The following is a 17,869-nucleotide window of genomic DNA, read 5'->3' on the forward strand; positions in this document are numbered from 1 at the left end:
TATCCTCCCGGGAGCCCGTCTGAATGGCGGTGCTGATTGGCCGGGAGATTTAGGGGCAAAGGCCGCATGCGTCCAGCAGCACGGATGTCATGGCTGCCCGGCACCGAAACCGGCCCGCTTCAGCCGCTGGATGGCAAGGTCGAGCGCCTGCAGGAAGGCGGAACGGTCCTTTTGCGAGAAGGGCTTCGGCCCGCCACCCGCCACGCCCATGGCGCGCAGATCCTCCATCATGTCGCGGGTCGCCAGCGCCATGCCGATCGAGGCCTCGGTGAACGGCTTGCCGGTTGGCCCGATGACCTCGGCGCCGGCCTTGATGCAGCGATCGGCGAGCGGAATATCGGCGGTGATCACGATCGCCCCGCGCGCGACGCGCTCCGCGATCCAGTCATCGGCAGCATCGAAATTGCCGGGAACGGTGACGCGCTCGATCCAGGGCTCGCGCGGCACGTTGAGGAAGCTGTTGGCGACGACGAAGACGTGCAGGCCATGGCGGCCGGCAACGCGATAGACCTCGTCCTTCACCGGACAGGCATCGGCATCGACATAAACAGCGATCGGTCCGGCAGGGCTCGTCATGAGCCGGGCTTCGCATACCCGACCTGCAAGGGCAAACGGCTCACAATTCATGACGCTTCTGCAAAACATCAAGCAGTTGCGCTTGCGATCATCGCCGCCGAGTCATAAACCACGCGCGCGCCCTGCCGGGCGCTCATCCTCCCGCTCCTCCGGAGATCAGTCCCATGGCCTTTCTTGCCGAAGCCCTGAAGCGCGTGAAGCCGTCTGCGACCATCACGATCACGCAGAAGGCCCGCGATCTGAAAGCCCAGGGCAAGGACGTGATCTCGCTCTCCGTGGGCGAGCCCGATTTCGACACGCCGGACAATATCAAGGAGGCGGCCATCGCCGCGATCCGCCGCGGCGAGACCAAGTATACCCCCGTCGCCGGCATTCCGCAGCTGCGCGAGGCCGTGGCCCGCAAGTTCAAGCGCGAGAACGGCCTCGACTACAAGCCGAGCCAGACCATCGTCGGCACCGGCGGCAAGCATGTCATCTACAATGCCCTGCTCGCCACGCTGAACCCGGGCGACGAGGTCATCTGCGTCTCGCCCTATTGGGTGACCTATCCCGAGATCGTCGCGCTCTGCGGCGGTACCGCGACCTTCGCCCAGACCTATCTGAAGGACAATTTCAAGCTCCAGCCGGAAGCGCTGGAGAAGGCCATCACCCCGAAGACCAAATGGGTGATCCTGAACTCGCCTTCGAACCCCTCGGGCGCCGCCTACACCCATGAGGAGCTGAAGAAGCTCACCGACGTGCTGATGCGCCATCCCCATGTCTGGATCCTGACGGACGACATGTACGAGCATCTCGTCTATGGCGACTTCAAATTCGTCACCCCGGCGCAGATCGAGCCAGCGCTCTATGAGCGCACGCTCACCATGAACGGCGTCTCCAAGGCCTATGCGATGACCGGCTGGCGTATCGGCTACGCGGCCGGCCCGCAGCACCTGATCAACGCCATGGACATGGTCCAGGGCCAGCAGACCTCGGGCACCTCGGCCATCTCGCAATGGGCTGCCGTCGAGGCTCTCGACGGCACGCAGGACCATCTGCCGGTGTTCAAGAAGGCTTTCGAGCGCCGCCGCGACCTCGTCGTCTCCATGCTGAACCAGACCCGCGGCCTGAAGTGCCCGATGCCGGAAGGCGCCTTCTATGTCTATCCGGACTGCTCGGAGCTGATCGGCAAGACCATGCCGAACGGCAAGAAGATCGAGACGGACGAGGACCTCGTGCTGGGCTTGCTCGAGACGGAAGCCGTCGCGGCCGTGCACGGCTCCTCCTTCGGGCTGGGCCCCAACTTCCGCATCTCCTACGCGACGTCGGACGAGAAGCTGGAAGAGGCCTGCCGCCGCATCCAGCGCTTCTGCGCCGAGCTGCGCTGAGCCGGGCGCTCACGGCCCCGGTGTCGCGCTCCTGATCTCGACCGTCAGGCGTTCGACCCAGGCCAGATAATCCCGCGAGCCGGAGCGGCGAAACGCTTCCCCGGCCCGCTCCAGCAGCTTGAGCGCCTCGTCGCGACATAGCTTCGCGGTCTTCTCCAGATCGGCGTGCCGCCCTTCTTCTCCATCCCCGAGTTGCCTCGCGAGCGCATCGGCGCTGCGCGCCTTGGCATCGAGGCTTTTCGCCAGCCGATAGCGCCCATAATCGGCATCGAGCTTCTCCTGGCCTTCCTCGAAGGCGGTGATCGAGTCCTCCTGGTCGCGCAACGCCGCGTCGTGCAGTGCCAGATCGTTTTCCGCGAGCGCCATTCGACTACGCGCCGCTCCCAGATTCGACTTCGCACGCGCCCATGATTGTCGGAAGCGAGAGCGGTCGAAGAGCGGCAGGCTCTTCTCGTAGAAGGCAATGCCACGCTCGAAATCTTTCTTGCTGTTGCTGATCGCACCGCGATCGACATAGGCCGCTCCGAGGTTCTGCCAGAGCCTGCCGGAATCGAAGGACGGTGCCTTGGCGTCCGCCTGAGCGAGTTCCGCCTCATAGGCGACAATCGCCTCGTCGATCAGCGGCAATCGCTCGCCCGCCGGTGCGAAAGCCGAGGCATAGCTGAAGGCGTTGCCGATATCGTTCGCCAGCGAAAAGCGCTCATCCGGATCGATATCGTTCCCCTGTTCCCGGAGCACCTCGCGCAATCGCTCGGCGGCCAGGCGCAGCCGCACCGTGTCGTTGAACCATCGCCCGGCATTGACGAGGCTGCGGCCGGACTGACGCAGATTGGAGAGGCGGCATTGCCGTTCGCCATCGGGACAGAAGGCTGCTGTAACCAGCCAGAGCTCGGACGCGATATCGTGCAGCCGCCCATCATCGGACTGGTCGGCCAGATCCTCATAGACATGGACCGGTGGCACCGGCCGCGTCTCGAAGGCATCGCTGCGCAGCGCCAGCAGGACGAAACCGTTGGCGTCGCGCACCAGCCGCTCACGCTCGGCAAGCGGTCGCTTCTCCGCCTGGCGCAAGATGGTGGCAGCCTCCAGCATTGCGGCATCGCCGCGTGACTGGGCTTCGTCGTCATCCTGTTCGGCCTTGCCGCCGCAGGACACGCGGCGCCATTCGTCGGGCGTCGTACCATCTTGCGGCCGGCAGAGAATGTTCTCGGCCGTTGCGCCGTAGCGCAGCAGAGCATCGAGTTGCACCATGCGCTCGCGCCCACCGATACGGATGCGCGACGGGCCGGGTTGCTCTAGATTCTGCGTTCCAGCCGGCAACGCTTCAGCGCTGCGAAACGGTCGGCGTGCCAGTTGGGAAACCAGCAGCGCCACCGCCGCCGCGGTCACCACCAGCAAGAAAGCCCGCATGCCCTACCCCGTATCGATCACGCCGCACCACGCTGGCCTCAAGACTACGGCCCGGTCAACGTCACGAAAGGGAAGGTGTCTCGCTGCGCTGCTGCCGGCCCTGGCTCTCTGGGCGGCGATGGCTGGCGGGGCTGCCGCGCAGGGAGCGGGCTCGCCGGCACCGGGCTCCATCACGGTCCAGGAAGCGCATGGAGAGCAATCCGGTGGGCGCCTGCTGCTCGTCGACATCCGGTCTCCGGGCGAGTGGAGCGATACCGGCCTGCCGCAGGGCGCGATCCCGCTCGATGTCGACGCCACGGCCTTCGAGGTCAGGCTGGCGGGGCTGCGTCTCGACCACCCGGCCAAGCGCATCGCCCTGATCGACCGCACCGGCGCACAGGCGGTCGCCACGGCGCAGAAGCTCGGCGGCCGGGGCTGGCGCGATCTCGTGGCGGTGCGGGGAGGCATGCTCGGGCCGAGCGGCTGGCTGGCGGAGAAACTGCCGGTGACGGAGTATCGTTAGCGTCCTTCTCCCCACGGGGGAGAAGGTGCCGGCAGGCGGATGAGGACCGTTAACGCTGCCCTTCCTCATCTGTCAGCGCTTCGCGCCGCCACCTTCTTCCCACGGAGGTCGGATGTTTCCGACTTCCGCTTATGCTTTCCCATCTCGAGCAGGCCCGAGATGGGCCGGAGAAGGAGAGAGCAAATCCGGCCGCCGCTCGCGCGTGATCCTCTCCGCCTGCTCGCGCCGCCATTTCGCTATGCGGGCATGGTCGCCGGACAGCAGCGCCTCGGGCAGGCCCCTGCCCTCCCATTCGCGCGGCCGCGTGTAGTGCGGATATTCGAGCAACCCGTTCTCGAAACTCTCCTCCTCGCCGGAGGCTTCCTTGCCCATCACGCCCGGAATCAGGCGCACACAGGCATCGAGCAGCGTCAGCGCCGCCATCTCGCCGCCGGAGAGGATGTAGTCGCCGATCGAGACCTCGATCAGGTTGCGCCCCTCGATGACGCGCTCATCCACGCCCTCGAAGCGCCCGCAGACGATGACGAGGCCGGGACCGTCAGCCCATTCGCGCACCTGGCGCTGCTGCAAGGGCCGCCCGCGCGGCGACATCAGCAGGCGCGGGCGTTCATCATCGGTCGGCACGGCGGCATCGATGGCCGCCGCCAGCACGTCGCAGCGCAGCACCATGCCGGCCCCGCCTCCGGCCGGATTGTCGTCGACATTGCGATGCCGGCCGATGCCGTGCTCGCGGATCTGGTGGGTGTCGAGCGACCACAGCCCCTTGCGCAGCCCCTCGCCCGCCAGCGAGATGCCGAGCGGCCCGGGAAACATCTCCGGATAGAGCGTCAGGATCGAGGCGCGGAAGGGCATGCCGTCAAGCAAAGCGCAGCGCGGGCAACCCGTCCAGCGCGGTGAAATCGCGCGCCGAGGCGATCAGGTTGTCGTAGGCCGCGAAAGCCTCGGCATCGAGCATGGTGAGCAGCGCCACAGCCCGCATGCCCGCCCGCCGCGCGGCCTCGACGCCATTGGGTGCATCCTCGAAAACAAGGCAGTCGGCCGCCGGAACACCCATGCGCCGCGCCGCCTCCAGGAAGAGGTCCGGGTTCGGCTTGCCGGGAAAGCCCTGCGAGGGAGAGACGACCGTGACGAAGCGCTCGCGCAGCTTCAGCTTGTCGAGCACCAGATCGACATTGCCCGGAGGAGCGGCGGTGGCGAGCGCCATCGGCACTTTGGCGGCGTCCGCCCGTGCCATCAGCGCAAGCAAGCCGGAGAGCGGCGCGACATGCGGGGCATAGTCCTCACGGTAATAGATTTCCTTGTCGTGCCCGAGCGCGTCGATGCGCGCCGCATCGGCATCCGGGAACAGGGGTGCGAGGATTTCGGCCGAGGCCATGCCGGCGGTCTTCTTGAAGAAGCTGTCGGCGTCGAAAGGCAGGCCGTGCTCGGTCAGGAGTCGCCCCCATGCCGCCTCGTGATAGCGCATGTTGTCGACGACGGTGCCGTCCATGTCGAAGATCAGCGCGCGGGCGGGCTTATCGCTTGGCGTCATCTCTGCGACCATCGTCGGGCTCGAACAATCCTGCGGGCGGCTCGGCCTCGATGCGGCGCGCGGCGATGTCGATGCGCGGCGCGAAGGCCTTGGTGAAGGGCATCAGGACGGAGCGCCCATCCGGCGTCTCGATATCGAGCAGGTCGCCCGCGCCGTAATTCTCGACGGTGGAGACGGTGCCGAGCGGCACGCCATCCGGCCCGACAACGCTGCAACCGATGAGGTCGGCCTGCAGGAACTCGTCCTCATCCTCGGCTGCCGGCAACTTGTCGCGCGAGACGAACAACTCGACGCCGTTCAGCGCCTCGGCTGCCTCGCGCGTGGCCACGCCCTTGAGCCGGGCGACGACGACCTCCTTGGCGGGGCGGATATCGCTGATCTCGAAATTGCGGCCCTTGCCGTCGGTCAGCGGGCCATAATCGGCGATCGCGAGCGGATCGCCGGTGAAGGTCTTGATCCTGACCTCGCCGCGCACGCCATGCGGCGCGCCGACGATACCGAGCAGGACGAGATTGTCGGTGCCAGCCATCATCCGTCATTCCGGGGCGCAGCGAAGCTGCGAGCCCGGAACCCATGAACACCACGATGACCGGAGCGCACCGCCACCTTGCCATGAACGCGGTGTTCATGGGTTCCGGGCCCGGGCTTGCGGCCCGGCCCGGAATGACGGCGGTGCAGCGTCGAGCTCACGCCTCGGCGGAAGCTTCTTCGGCGGCCGGGGCGGCAGCCTTCTCGGCCTTGGCCGCAGCGCGCTCCTTGGCCTTCTCGCCCGGAACGGCCTTGTTCGGGTTGTTGCGGGCCGGGCGCTTGGCGAGGCCGGCGGCGTCGAGGAAGCGCAGCACGCGGTCGGTCGGCTGGGCGCCCTTGGCGAGCCAGGACTGGACCTTCTCGGTGTCGAGCACGACGCGCTCGGCCGAATCCTTCGGCTTCATCGGGTCATAGGAGCCGATCTTCTCGATGAAGCGGCCATCGCGCGGCGAACGGGCGTCGGCGACGACGATGCGGTAATAGGGGCGCTTCTTGGCGCCGCCGCGGGTCAGGCGGATCTTGAGGGACATGGGTCTTCTTCCTTTGGTTGAACGTTGAAGTCGGGTTGAACGGTAAAGGCTATTTCTTCTTGCCGAACGGGCCGCCGCCCAGCCCCGGCAGGCCGCCGCCAAGGCCTGGCAGCTTCGGCATCATGCCCGCCGGCGGGGTGACGCCCTTCGGCAATCCGGGGAACCCGCCCGGCGGCAGCGACGGCAGGCCGCCGCCCGCGCCAAGCTGCTTCTGCAGTTCCGCGAGCTGGGCCGGGTCCATCTTGGAGGGATCGGGCATGCCCGCGGGCAGACCGCCGCCAAGCCCGAACATGCCGCCGAGCTTGCCGAGCATGCCGCCCTTCTGCTTCTTCATGGCCTTCATCATGTCGGCCATGCCGCGATGCATCTTGAGCAGCTTGTTGATCGCCTCCGGCGAGGTGCCGGAGCCGGCGGCGATGCGCTTCTTGCGGCTGTTCTTGAGCAGGTCGGGATTCCGGCGCTCGGCCGGCGTCATCGAATTGATGATCGCGACCTGACGGGCGATCATCTTGTCGTCGACCTTGGCGGCGGCGAGCTGGTTCTTCATCTGCGCCATGCCGGGCAGCAGGCCCATCACGCCGCCGAAGCCGCCCATCTTCTCCATCTGCTGGAGCTGCATGCGCAAATCGTCGAGGTCGAAATTGCCCTTGGCCAGCCTCTGCGCCAACGCCTGCGCCTTGTCGGCATCGACCGTCTGCGCCGCCTTCTCGACGAGCGAGACGATGTCGCCCATGCCGAGGATGCGGTTGGCGACGCGCGAGGGATGGAAATCGTCGAGTTCGTCGACCTTTTCGCCGGTGCCGACCAGCTTGATTGGCTTGCCGGTGACGGCGCGCATCGAGAGCGCCGCGCCACCGCGCGAATCGCCGTCCATGCGGGTCAGCACGATGCCGGTGAGGCCGACGCGGGCGTCGAAGGCGCGCGCCGTATTGACCGCGTCTTGACCGGTCAGCGCGTCGGCGACGAGCAGCACCTCATGCGGGCTGGTCGCAGCCTTCACCTGCGCGACCTCTTCCATCAGCGTGTCGTCGAGCGTGACGCGGCCGGCGGTGTCGAGCATGACGACGTCGTAGCCGCCGAGACGGGCGGCCTCGATCGCGCGCCGAGCGATCTGCACGGCCGACTGGCCGGCGACGATCGGCAGCGTCTGCACGCCGACCTGGGTGCCGAGAATGGCGAGTTGTTCCATGGCGGCCGGGCGTCGCGTATCGAGCGACGCCATCAGCACCTTCTTCTTGTTGCGCTCGGTCAGGCGCTTGGCGATCTTGGCCGTGGAGGTGGTTTTACCGGAGCCCTGCAGACCGACCATCAGGATCGGCACCGGCGGCACGGCGTCGAAGCCGATGCCCTCGCCCTCCCCGCCCAGCGTGTCGATCAGGACGTCGTTGACGATCTTGATGACCTGCTGGCCGGGCGTGACCGATTTCAACACCTCGGCGCCGACGGCGCGCTCGCGCACCTTGTCGGTAAACGAGCGCACGACCTCGAGCGCGACATCGGCCTCGAGCAGCGCGCGGCGAACCTCGCGCAGCGCGGCGTTGACGTCCTCCTCGGTCAGCGAACCCCGGCGGGTCAGCCCCGAAAGGATGCCGGAGAGTCTTTCGCTCAGCGTGCCGAACATGCGGACCTGCCTGCTTTGCCTCAAGGAACCGTCACAGCCGGAACCTCATCGCCAAACGGTTTCGCGCCCGAGGGCGCAAGCGCGCTGTCGGACGTTGACCTCCGGGCTCATGGAAGCGGCTTGCGCGGCCCGGTCGGCGGATGTGGTTTCGGCGATGTCGGCGAAACGGATGGCGCCCTTAAAGCGGAAGAATGTGGCGAAAGTCAAGGTTGTGGGCGATCTTGCCGTCACGGGCCACCTCTCGCTCATGGGAATAATGGCGTTCGGCCCCAGAATGGCCCTGATCTGACGGCATCGCATCGCGCCCCCAATCGAGCCGAGCCCATGAAGACCGTGATCGCCCCGCCGCTGCTGGCCCTCACCCTCCTCCTTGCCGGCTGCGCGGGCGAGCCCCGCCGCGAAGGCCCGCTCGATCCCCGCACGGTCGAGCGGCTCAACGCCGTCTCCCTCGATCCGGCGCAGGCAGGGCGCATCCTCAACGCCTATCGCGCCGGCCTCGGCCTCGGACCCGTCCGGCCCGATCCGCGATTGATGGCGATGGCCCAGCGCCAGGCCGACGCCATGGTCGCGAAGAACGCCCTCTCCCATGACGCCGGCGGCAGCTTCGGCGGGCGCGTCGAGGCGGCAGGCCTCGATTCCGCCCGCGTCGCGGAAAATCTCGGCGGGGGCTACTTCTCCGTCGAGGAGGCTTTCGAGGGCTGGCGCAAATCCCCCGGCCACGACGCCAATCTGCGGATGAAGGAGGCGACGCGCTACGGCATCGCGCTCTCCAAGGATCCGCGCACGAGCTACCGCGCCTGGTGGGTGCTGGTCGTCGCAGCCGAACCGGAGCCGCGCGTAACCTTGGGTTACGGTGACAGGATGCCGCAACCTCGGTAACGGAGGGCGTCCCTTAATCGATTGCGAGCGCAACGATGCCTACCCGCCTCCTGATACCTTGTGTCATCGCCGTGTCCGCCGCCTTTGCCGGCCTGAACGGAGCCCAGGCGCAGCCCTGCTCCACCAATTTCACCAGCGCCGGCGTGCCGATGCTGTCGGAGATCACTTACCGCACCTGGGACCTCGTCAAGAGCCCGCCGGCCAAGGCCATTAATGGCGCCGCCCGCGCCGTGTCCGCCGAAGGTTTTGGCGGGATCCGCGTCGACAAGGCGACCAACACGCTCACCGCCCTTCAGGACGGAGCCGGCTCGGGCCGCCTGCAATCGCTGCGCATCACCGCCCGCAAGAGCGGCGGCGCCACCCGCCTCGATCTCGTTTTCACCGTCCAGGCAGGCCAGATCGGCCATGAGGGCGAGGTCCGCCGCGGCTTCTGCAACTTTGTCGACGCCGCTCGCGGCTGACCTCTTTACAAGCACCCGCTTCTGGTGATGGCTCTGGTTTTCAGGGAGCCATCATCATGACCTTCGAAGCCTGGGCCGCCTTCGCCGCCGCCACCGCCGTCCTCCTCGTCATCCCCGGGCCGACGATCCTGCTCGTCATCTCCTATGCGCTCGGCCAGGGCTGGCGCACGGCCTTCCCGATCGCGGTCGGCGTCGCGCTGGGCGACTTCACCGCCATGACCCTTTCGATGCTCGGCGTCGGCGCGCTGCTCGCAACATCAGCCATGATCTTCACCGCGCTGAAATGGATCGGCGCGGCCTATCTGATCTGGCTCGGCATCAAGCTCTTCCGCGCCGGCGGCACGCTGGATGCCAAGCCGCGCGAAGACGCGGCACCCGCCTGGAAGATGCTCGGCCATGCCTGGCTGGTGACGGCGCTGAACCCGAAGAGCATCACCTTCTTCGTCGCCTTCCTCCCCCAGTTCCTCGACACCAAGGGCGATTTCTGGACGCAGATGCTGATCTTCGAGACGACCTTCATCGGCCTCGCCTTCGCCAACGCCATGGGCTACGCGCTGATCGCCTCCCGGGCTCGCGCCGTGGTGAGCAATCCGCGCGCCATCGGCCTGTTCAACAAGGCCGGCGGCACGCTGCTGATCGGCGCCGGCGTCGCGACGGTGGCGATCCGCTCGGGCAGCAACTGACGGCCATCGCCTTATAGAAGCAATACTGCCGTAGGCGGTCTTGATCGAACGTCACGACCGCCTACCTCTACCGGGCCATGAACCGCCGCAAACTCCTCTCCTTCCTCGGTCTCGGTGCCTTGCTGGCCTCAACCGGCGCGGCCTGGGCCGCGATCTCCCGCTCGCGCAACCCCTATTACCAGGGCCCCGTCAGCGACCATTTCGACGGCCTCCTTTTCAGCGACGGCCGCACGGTCAGCAAAGGGCTGATGGACGTGCTGCGCTGGCAGACCGGCAAACGCGAGCGCGAAGCCTTCCCGCCGCAATACGCCGCGCCTGCGCAGGACAAGCCGCCGGCGCGGGTCGAGGGCGTGCGCATCGTCCATCTCGGCCACGCCTCCTTCCTCTACCAGATCGCCGGCCTCAACCTGCTGATCGACCCGGTCTATTCGGAGCGCGCCAGTCCCTTCACCTTCCTCGGGCCGAAGCGCGTCAACGCGCCCGGCGTCGCCTTCGACGACCTGCCGAAGATCGACGCGGTCCTGATCACCCACAATCATTACGACCATCTCGATATCGAGACGCTGGCGCGGATCCACCATCGCGATCGGCCGCGGATGATCATGCCGCTCGGCAACGACACCATCGTCAGGGCCCGCATCCCCGATGCCCGCACCGAGGCGCATGACTGGGACGACCGGTTGCAGCTCTCCGACGCCGTCGCCGTCACGCTGGTGCCGACCTATCACTGGTCGGCGCGCGGCGCCTTCGATCGCCGCATGGCGCTGTGGTGCTCCTTCATCCTCGAAACCGGCGGCACGAAGCTCTTCCATGTCGGCGACACCGGCTATCATGACGGCTCGCTCTATGAGCGGCTCGGCCGTGACCATGGCCCGTTCAGCCTCGCCGTGCTGCCGATCGGCGCCTATGAGCCGCGCTGGTTCATGTCGGACAACCACATGAACCCGGAAGAGGCGGTGAAGGTCATGCAGGCGCTTCGCGCCGAGGCGGCCATCGGCCACCACTGGGGTACCTTCCAGCTCACCGACGAGGGCGTCGAGCGCCCGCCCGAGGCGCTGAAGGCGGCGCTGGCTGCCGCTGGCTTGCCGGAAGAGCGCTTCCGGCCGATGCGGCCGGGCCTGAGCTGGAGCGCGTGACGCCCCGCCTTATTTCGGCTGGACGTAGACGTTGATCTCCAGATTCGGATCGCCCGGATCATTGAGATCGCTGACATATTCCTCGAGGAAGGCGTCCTTCACGACGATGCTCTTCGCCTCCAGATAGGCGGTGATCGTCTCATAGGTGGAATCGATGTCGTCATAAGGCGCCTGATGCAGGAAGCGCAGCGCCGCCCCGGCGGGCGAGGTCGACATCTTGAAATCGGCGCCGAGCGAAGGCGCCTGACCGCCCGGCGGGATCGCGACCGGCAGCATCGCATCGAAACGGAAGCCTTCATCCGTCGTTTCGACGAAGAGCGTCAGCGGCCGGCCGGCGGCGGTGAGCCCCGCCTTCTGCGCCTCGGCCCGCAACGCCTTGAAGCTGTCGGAGAGCTTCTGGAAGCCCTGATCCCATGTCGCCTGCCCTGACAGGAGAAGCACGGGCTTGGGCGAGAGCGTCACCTCCGCGACATCGCTCGTATCGGAGCCTTTGCCGGCCAGCGTGGAATTCGGGTCGGGCACGCCGGTCTGCTGTTGCTGCGGGACGGGCGGCAGCGGCTGGCCCGGCGCCGGCAGGGTCGGCGGCGGCTGCACCGGCTGCGGCTCCAGCGGAAGCTGTGGCGTCGGCGCAGGCTGCACCGGCTGCGGCGTCACCGGAAAGGGCGGCGGCGGCGCGGGCTGGACCGGCTGCGGAGAGGGCTGCGAATCGGGAACCGCTGCGGGCGGGCCCTGATTGGGGGCCGACGGCACCTGTACCGGGGTCGCGCCAGGCGGCGGGGCAAGCGGCGCCGACTGGACGGCGGAAGGCGGAGCAGCCGTCGCCTGGGCGAAGGCCATCGACACGGCACCGGCCATGCCGGTGCAGGCCAGAACACAAATCCGGAAATACCGCATCGTCACGGCCCTAGCTTCTCGCGATTCGCGCCCTTGCAGCGCAGCATAGAATGTCCACCTTCTCTCAGGAACGGGGACGAGGGTGGCTTTTTCACGTCGCCTCCGTCATAGACCCGTTATTCATGGGACGTGTGACCAAATGAACGCTCTGGCCAATCGCCGGTTCCTGAAGATGAACGGGCTCGGCAACCAGATCACCGTGCTCGACCTGCGCGGTACCAAGCTCCTGGTGGGCGCCGACGACGCGCGCGCCATCGCCGCCGAGCCGCGCGCCCGCTTCGACCAGCTCATGGTGCTGCACGATCCCCAGGTCGCGGGCACCGATGCCTTCGTGCGCATCTACAACATCGACGGCTCCGAGGCCGGCGCCTGCGGCAACGGCACGCGCTGCGTCGCCAGGGCGATGGTCGCCGACCCCGAGATGGGCGACCCCGCCAGGACCAGCCTGACCTTGCAGACCAAGGCCGGCCTGCTGCCGGTCAGGCGCGAGAGCGAGACGATCTTCACCGTCGATATGGGCGCCCCGCGCCTCGCCTGGGACGAGATCCCGCTCGCCGAGCCCTTCGAGGATACCAGCCGCTTCGAATTGCAGATCGGCCCGATCGACGACCCGATCCTGCACACGCCCTGCGCCGTCAATATGGGCAATCCCCATGCGGTCTTCTTCGTCGAGGACCCCTATGCCTACAATCTCGCGCAGATCGGCCCATTGCTCGAGAACCACCCGATCTTCCCCGACCGCGCCAATATCGAGCTCGCCGCGGTCAAGGCGCCCGACCATATCGTGCTGCGTGTCTGGGAACGCGGCGCCGGCATCACCCAGGCCTGCGGCTCGGGCGCCTGCGCGGCGCTGGTCGCCGCAGTGCGCCGTGAGCTATCAGCCCGCAAGGCCGTGGTCAGCCTGCCGGGCGGCGATCTCACCATCGAATGGCGCGAGAGCGATGGCCACGTCCTGATGACGGGCGCGGCCGAATTTGAGTGGGAAGGCACACTCGATCCGTCCCTGTTCGAGAGCGCCGCCTGATGGGGGCCAAGCATTTTTGAGCGAAGTGGACACCGGTTCGCGTGAAGAAAATGCGAGAAGACAAAGGATCAGAGCATTTCCCCGTTTCGGAGAAACTGGGAAATGCTCTGGAGGTCGTTACCTTCGGCTGCCGCCTCAACATCGTCGAAAGCGAGGCGCTCAGGCTCCAGGCGGAAGCCGCCGGGCTGAAACACGCCGCGATCGTCAACTCCTGCGCCGTCACCGCCGAGGCGACCCGGCAGGCCCGTCAGGCCATCCGCCGCCTCAAGCGCGAGCAGCCGGACCGGCCCGTCATCGTCACCGGCTGCGCCGCGCAGATCGAGCCGGCCCGCTTTGCCGCCATGCCCGAGGCCGACCGCGTCCTCGGCAATGACGAGAAGCTGCGGCCGGAGAGCTGGGAGGCGCTTGCCCGTTCCAACAGCCTCGGCGGCGAGCAGGCCTTGCCTGCCGACAAGCTCGCAGTGGGCGACATCATGGCCCATGCGACCATGCGCGCGGCGCCGACGGGCCGCTTCGCCGGGCATACGCGCGGTTTCGTGCAGGTGCAGAACGGCTGCGACCATCGCTGCACCTTCTGCGTCATCCCCTTCGGCCGGGGCCATTCGCGCTCGCTGCCGGCGGGCCATGTCCTTGCCCAGTGCCGACGTCTCGTCGAGGCCGGCGCGCGCGAGATCGTCCTGACCGGCGTCGATCTCACCAGCTATGGCCGCGACCTGCTCGGCAAGCCGACGCTCGGCACGCTCGCCACGGACATCCTGCGCGAAATCCCGGAGCTCCGGCGGCTGCGCCTCTCCTCGATCGATGCGGTCGAGGTCGACGATGCCCTGCGCGATCTCATCGCCACGGAAGCGCGATTGATGCCGCATCTGCACCTGTCGCTGCAGCATGGCGACGACCTCATCCTCAAGCGCATGAAGCGCCGGCATAGCCGTAGCGACGCAATCCGCTTCTGTGACGAGATGCGGCGCCTGCGCCCCGACATCGTCTTCGGCGCCGACCTCATCGCCGGCTTCCCGACAGAGGATGAGGCGATGTTCGCCCGCTCGCTGTCCCTCATCGAGGAATGCGGGCTCAGCTTCGTCCATGTCTTTCCTTATTCGGCAAGGCCCGAAACACCGGCCGCGCGCATGCCGCAACTGCCGGGCGAGATCGTGACGGAGCGGGCATCGAGGCTGCGTGCGGCCGCCGCGACGGCTCAGCAGCGGCACCTCGCGGCCCGGATGGGCCGGGCGCTCTCGGTGTTGACCGAGCGCGGCAAGACCGGCCGCGCCGAGGATTTCACGCTCGTCCGGTTCGCAAGCGAGATCGAAGCGGGGCGGATCGTCTCGGTCACCGGCCATGCCAGCGACGGCCGTGCCTTGCTGGCCGCCTGAAGAGCCGAAACAAAGAGAAATAGCCGCCTCGGTCGCCGATGGGAGGAGGGAGTGACCGAGGCGGCAGAGCCGTGCCGGCAGCGGCAGACTCGAGGGGTTAGACGCGCCCGCGCCGTAAAAGGTTCAAATGCCCCGAGAAAATTCCTCGCGCAAACCCCTCGCGTCGCGCGCCGTAATCGTCCCGCTGACGCGCTGCACCTGATTGTTGCAGTAACCGCGCGGATTCCACGGCGGTTCGAGCGGCTGACAATTCCCGGCCGTATCCCGGGCGCGGGCCATGATCGTGAGCGGCCCCGGCGCCACGGCCGGCAGACGGGTCTCGAAACGACGCCAGGCGAAGGGGCCCTCGCCCGGTGCCAGCGCGATATCGTCCCAACGGCTTCCGCCGTCGCAGGAGAGCTCGACCGCGGCAAGCGGAATGGCGCCGCTCCAGGCGAAGCCGGCGACCGCGACCATCTCGCCCGCCGCCACGGTGAAGCCATTCGTCGGGCGGGTGATCAGCGACTTCACCGGCATGTCGGTGATCACGGCGAAATGGGTGGGATCGAGCGGCTCGCCCGGCCGCAGCGCATGGATCGGCAGGCGGTAATCCGTGCCGCGCATCTTCTCGCCGTCATGTTCCTGCGTCCGCAGGCTGATGCGGTTCAGCCATTTCTGCCAGGCCGAGCCGGGATAGCCCGGCGCGACGATGCGCAGCGGCCCGCCATGCAGGCGCGGCAGGGGCTCATCGTTCATGGCGAAGGCGATCAGCGTCTCCGGCGACAGCGCCTTGGCGATCGGCAGGCCGCGCGACAGGGCCTCCTTCTCCGGCTTGCCGATCTGCCGGTCGGGCGCGAAATGGGCGGTATAGACGGCGCCCGGTCTTACGCCCGCATGGTTCAGCACATCGGCAAGCCTGACTCCGGTCCAGCGCGCACAGCCGACCGCGCCGAGCCGCCATGGCAGCCCGTCGGTCGCGGGCGAGAATTGGGCGCGGCCGTTGCCGGCGCATTCCAGCACGGCGGTCTCGGTGACCGTCTCGAAAGCCTCCCGTAGCGCCGGAAGCGTCCAGACGGCGGGACGCTCGACCTCGCCGTCGATCGTCAGCGTCCAGGAGCCTTCATCGGCAATGTCCGGCAGCTCGCCATTGTTACGGATGAAGAAGGCGCTGACCGGCGTGATCGCCTCGTCGAGGAGATCGAGCGCCGGCTCGGCGTTCAGGGCCTCCTCGTCATGGACGTAGAGCCCCGGCTTCAGCCGGCGCAGCAAGGGCAGTTCGATAAGGCGGCGTGGCAAGCGAGAATGGTCTCCGGCGACAGCGGCCGGACAGACAACACGCTGTTCCGCCCTCTGTCGACTGCCCGGCGGAGCTTGGCAGCTTCCCGGACGCCGCGAGCACTCACCCCTTGGCGACGATTTCCTCGCGCAGGACCCGGCGCAAGACCTTGCCGACATTGGTCTTGGGCAGGGTTTCACGGAAGAAGATCTGCCTGGGCACCTTGTAGCCGGTGAGGTTCTCCTTGCAGTAGGCGCGCAGCGCGTCGGCCGTGAGCGTCTGGTCCTTGCGCACGACGAAGGCCGCGACGACCTCGCCGGAATGCTCGTCCGGAAGGCCGATCACCGCCGCTTCCAGCACGCCGGGATGCGCCGCAAGCACATCCTCGACCTCGTTGGGATAGACGTTGAAGCCCGAGACGAGGACCATGTCCTTCATGCGGTCGACGATCTTGAACTGACCGTCGGGCAGCATCACGCCGATGTCGCCGGAGCGGAAATAGCCGTCCTCCGTCATCGCCTTGGCGGTCTCGTCGGGGCGGTTCCAGTAGCCCCGCATCACCTGCGGCCCGCGGATGCAGATCTCGCCGGGCTCGCCGGGCGGCATGTCGTTGCCGTCGGCGTCGCGAACAGCGACATCGGTCGAGGGAATGGGATAGCCGATCGTGCCGGAGAACTCCTGGATATCCGGCCGGTTGATGGTCGCGACCGGCGAGGTTTCGGAAAGCCCGTAGCCCTCGATGATCGGCTTGCCCGTGACCTCCTTCCAGTGCTTGGCGACGGCGGCCTGGGTCGCCATGCCGCCGGCCACGGCAAAGCGCAGCTCGCCGAAATTCACGGTGCCGATCTCGGGATGGTTGGCGAGCGCATTGTAGAGCGTGTTGACGCCCGAGATCAGCGTGAACCGGCTCGCCTTCAGCGTCTTGATGAAGCCGGGAATATCGCGCGGATTGGCGATCAGCAGGCTCTTGGCACCGATCCGGAGCAGGAACATGCAGCAGCAGGTCAGCGCGAAGATGTGGTACAGCGGCAGCGCCGTCACCATCACATGCTGGTATTCGCCTCGCCCCTGCGGAGGCTCGAGCGTCCATTCGAGCCAGAATCCGGCCTGCTGAACATTGGCGGCGACATTGCGATGCGTCAGCGTCGCACCCTTGGCGACCCCGGTCGTGCCGCCGGTGTATTGCAGGAAGGCGACGTCTTCCGGAACGATGGCGACGGGCTCCATTCCCTCCACCGTCTGCAGGATATGCCGGAGCTCGACGGCGCCCGGCAGATTGAAGGGCTTCACCACCTTCTTGATGCGGCGGGCGACGAAATTGACGATCCTGCCCTTGAAGCCCATCAAATCGCCGGCCGTGGCGATGACGATGGCGTCGAGCTTCAGGTTCGCCTTCGCCTCCTCGACGACATGGGCGAAGTTCTCGATCACCACGAGGATGCGCGCCCCCGCATCGTTGACCTGGTGGGTGAGCTCGCGCGCCGTATAGAGTGGGTTGACGTTGACGACGGTGAAGCCGCCGAGCAGCGTCCCGAAGATCATCGCCGGATAGGCCATGATGTTCGGCATCATCAGCGCGACGCGGTCGCCCTTCTGAAGCCCCCTCGCCTGAAGCCAGCCCGCGAAGGCCTCCGCCGCGCGCAGGGTCTCGGCGAAGGTGATCGTCTTGCCGAAGCTCTCGAAGGCCGGGCGATTGGCATAGGTCGCGCAGGACGAGCGGATCAGATCCGCCAATGTCCCGATCTTCGCCTCGTCGAGCGTTTCCGGGACGGCCGGCGGATAATGCGCAAGCCACGGACGCGCACCCTGCATGGGCTGCGCGACGCCGATCGCAGTCATGGTCTCCTCCCTCTCGGCCGGCTCAGCTTGCTCGCGCAAAGCCTCCGGCGCGCTTTTTCACGACCATAGAGTGCGGAACGGCGGCCCGGCGCGCAAGCGCGACCTCTCGCCACCCCACGAATTGTTTAGATATAAACCTTTCGCGGGACGGCGAGGCAAGCCCTGGCAGAGCGAGTTCCGCCGAGACTATCGTCGTAAGAGGTCCGTCTAGAGCAGGATGCGAAAAAGCAGGAGCCGGCTTTTTCGCGAGAATCCTGCTC

At 67.2% G+C, this 17,869-nt stretch carries 18 protein-coding genes; 8 read left to right on the forward strand and 10 right to left on the reverse strand.

The features are described 5' to 3' along the window. Positions 1-87: 87 nt before the first annotated feature. Positions 88-576 (reverse strand): YaiI/YqxD family protein, encoded by a 489-nt coding sequence (locus tag AB6806_RS07655; RefSeq protein WP_112762705.1) that lies wholly within the window; start codon positions 574-576, stop codon positions 88-90. Between the two features lie 164 nt (positions 577-740). On the opposite strand from AB6806_RS07655, the gene AB6806_RS07660 reads away from it, so the two are divergent. Continuing rightward, entirely contained in the window at positions 741-1,943 is a 1,203-nt protein-coding gene (locus AB6806_RS07660; protein ID WP_370954381.1) for a pyridoxal phosphate-dependent aminotransferase, read from the forward strand. Between the two features lie 9 nt (positions 1,944-1,952). On the opposite strand, the gene AB6806_RS07665 is transcribed toward AB6806_RS07660, so the two are convergent. Beyond that, positions 1,953-3,353 (reverse strand): hypothetical protein, encoded by a 1,401-nt coding sequence (locus AB6806_RS07665; protein WP_370954382.1) that lies wholly within the window; start codon positions 3,351-3,353, stop codon positions 1,953-1,955. Here AB6806_RS07665 and AB6806_RS07670 point away from each other — a divergent pair. Then, on the forward strand, positions 3,352-3,855 hold the full coding sequence (locus tag AB6806_RS07670; protein ID WP_370954383.1) for a rhodanese-like domain-containing protein: 504 nt from the start codon (positions 3,352-3,354) through the stop codon (positions 3,853-3,855). The genes AB6806_RS07665 and AB6806_RS07670 overlap by 2 nt on opposite strands. Positions 3,856-3,984: 129 nt before the next feature. On the opposite strand, the gene trmD is transcribed toward AB6806_RS07670, so the two are convergent. The 5 genes from trmD to ffh all read right to left on the reverse strand — a co-directional run bounded on the left by trmD (position 3,985) and on the right by ffh (position 8,065). Further along, positions 3,985-4,707, reverse strand: coding sequence for a tRNA (guanosine(37)-N1)-methyltransferase TrmD (trmD, locus tag AB6806_RS07675; RefSeq protein WP_191123876.1), 723 nt, complete (start codon positions 4,705-4,707; stop codon positions 3,985-3,987). A 4-nt stretch (positions 4,708-4,711) separates the two neighbouring features. Next, positions 4,712-5,386: an HAD family hydrolase gene (locus AB6806_RS07680; protein WP_370954384.1), complete on the reverse strand. Its 675-nt coding sequence runs from the start codon at positions 5,384-5,386 to the stop codon at positions 4,712-4,714. Continuing rightward, complete coding sequence (rimM, locus tag AB6806_RS07685; RefSeq protein WP_370954385.1) at positions 5,370-5,918, reverse strand: ribosome maturation factor RimM; 549 nt, start codon at positions 5,916-5,918, stop codon at positions 5,370-5,372. The genes AB6806_RS07680 and rimM overlap by 17 nt, the downstream gene beginning before the upstream one ends. A gap of 154 nt (positions 5,919-6,072) precedes the next feature. Continuing rightward, positions 6,073-6,444 (reverse strand): 30S ribosomal protein S16, encoded by a 372-nt coding sequence (gene rpsP / locus AB6806_RS07690; protein ID WP_370954386.1) that lies wholly within the window; start codon positions 6,442-6,444, stop codon positions 6,073-6,075. A 49-nt stretch (positions 6,445-6,493) separates the two neighbouring features. After that, entirely contained in the window at positions 6,494-8,065 is a 1,572-nt protein-coding gene (gene ffh, locus AB6806_RS07695; protein ID WP_038359099.1) for a signal recognition particle protein, read from the reverse strand. A 324-nt stretch (positions 8,066-8,389) separates the two neighbouring features. Here ffh and AB6806_RS07700 point away from each other — a divergent pair, with 324 nt between their 5' ends. The 4 genes from AB6806_RS07700 to AB6806_RS07715 all read left to right on the forward strand — a co-directional run bounded on the left by AB6806_RS07700 (position 8,390) and on the right by AB6806_RS07715 (position 11,224). Further along, a complete protein-coding gene (locus tag AB6806_RS07700; protein ID WP_370954387.1) occupies positions 8,390-8,944 on the forward strand; it encodes a CAP domain-containing protein in 555 nt (184 codons plus the stop codon). Between the two features lie 35 nt (positions 8,945-8,979). Continuing rightward, entirely contained in the window at positions 8,980-9,405 is a 426-nt protein-coding gene (locus AB6806_RS07705) for a hypothetical protein (RefSeq protein WP_133562911.1), read from the forward strand. Positions 9,406-9,461: 56 nt separating this feature from the next. Further along, on the forward strand, positions 9,462-10,088 hold the full coding sequence (locus AB6806_RS07710; protein ID WP_142021710.1) for a LysE family translocator: 627 nt from the start codon (positions 9,462-9,464) through the stop codon (positions 10,086-10,088). Positions 10,089-10,165: 77 nt separating this feature from the next. Further along, entirely contained in the window at positions 10,166-11,224 is a 1,059-nt protein-coding gene (locus tag AB6806_RS07715) for an MBL fold metallo-hydrolase (RefSeq protein ID WP_113252575.1), read from the forward strand. A 9-nt stretch (positions 11,225-11,233) separates the two neighbouring features. Here the strand turns inward: AB6806_RS07715 and AB6806_RS07720 are convergent, their stop codons facing one another. After that, positions 11,234-12,118 (reverse strand): GyrI-like domain-containing protein, encoded by an 885-nt coding sequence (locus AB6806_RS07720; RefSeq protein ID WP_370954649.1) that lies wholly within the window; start codon positions 12,116-12,118, stop codon positions 11,234-11,236. A gap of 139 nt (positions 12,119-12,257) precedes the next feature. Between AB6806_RS07720 and dapF the strand changes: the two genes are divergently transcribed. Both dapF and mtaB read left to right on the forward strand, forming a co-directional pair. Continuing rightward, complete coding sequence (gene dapF, locus AB6806_RS07725) at positions 12,258-13,142, forward strand: diaminopimelate epimerase (RefSeq protein ID WP_142021708.1); 885 nt, start codon at positions 12,258-12,260, stop codon at positions 13,140-13,142. Between the two features lie 50 nt (positions 13,143-13,192). Next, positions 13,193-14,515, forward strand: coding sequence for a tRNA (N(6)-L-threonylcarbamoyladenosine(37)-C(2))-methylthiotransferase MtaB (gene mtaB / locus AB6806_RS07730; protein WP_142021707.1), 1,323 nt, complete (start codon positions 13,193-13,195; stop codon positions 14,513-14,515). 123 nt (positions 14,516-14,638) lie between these two features. On the opposite strand, the gene AB6806_RS07735 is transcribed toward mtaB, so the two are convergent. Together AB6806_RS07735 and AB6806_RS07740 are read right to left on the reverse strand one after the other, a co-directional pair. Beyond that, positions 14,639-15,790, reverse strand: coding sequence for a sulfite oxidase (locus AB6806_RS07735; protein ID WP_185747933.1), 1,152 nt, complete (start codon positions 15,788-15,790; stop codon positions 14,639-14,641). Positions 15,791-15,893: 103 nt separating this feature from the next. Beyond that, on the reverse strand, positions 15,894-17,609 hold the full coding sequence (locus tag AB6806_RS07740) for an AMP-binding protein (protein ID WP_142021705.1): 1,716 nt from the start codon (positions 17,607-17,609) through the stop codon (positions 15,894-15,896). Positions 17,610-17,869 lie beyond the last annotated feature (260 nt).

This window comes from Allobosea sp. RCC_152_1 (assembly GCF_041360765.1).
Taxonomy (GTDB): domain Bacteria; phylum Pseudomonadota; class Alphaproteobacteria; order Rhizobiales; family Beijerinckiaceae; genus Allobosea; species Allobosea spartocytisi.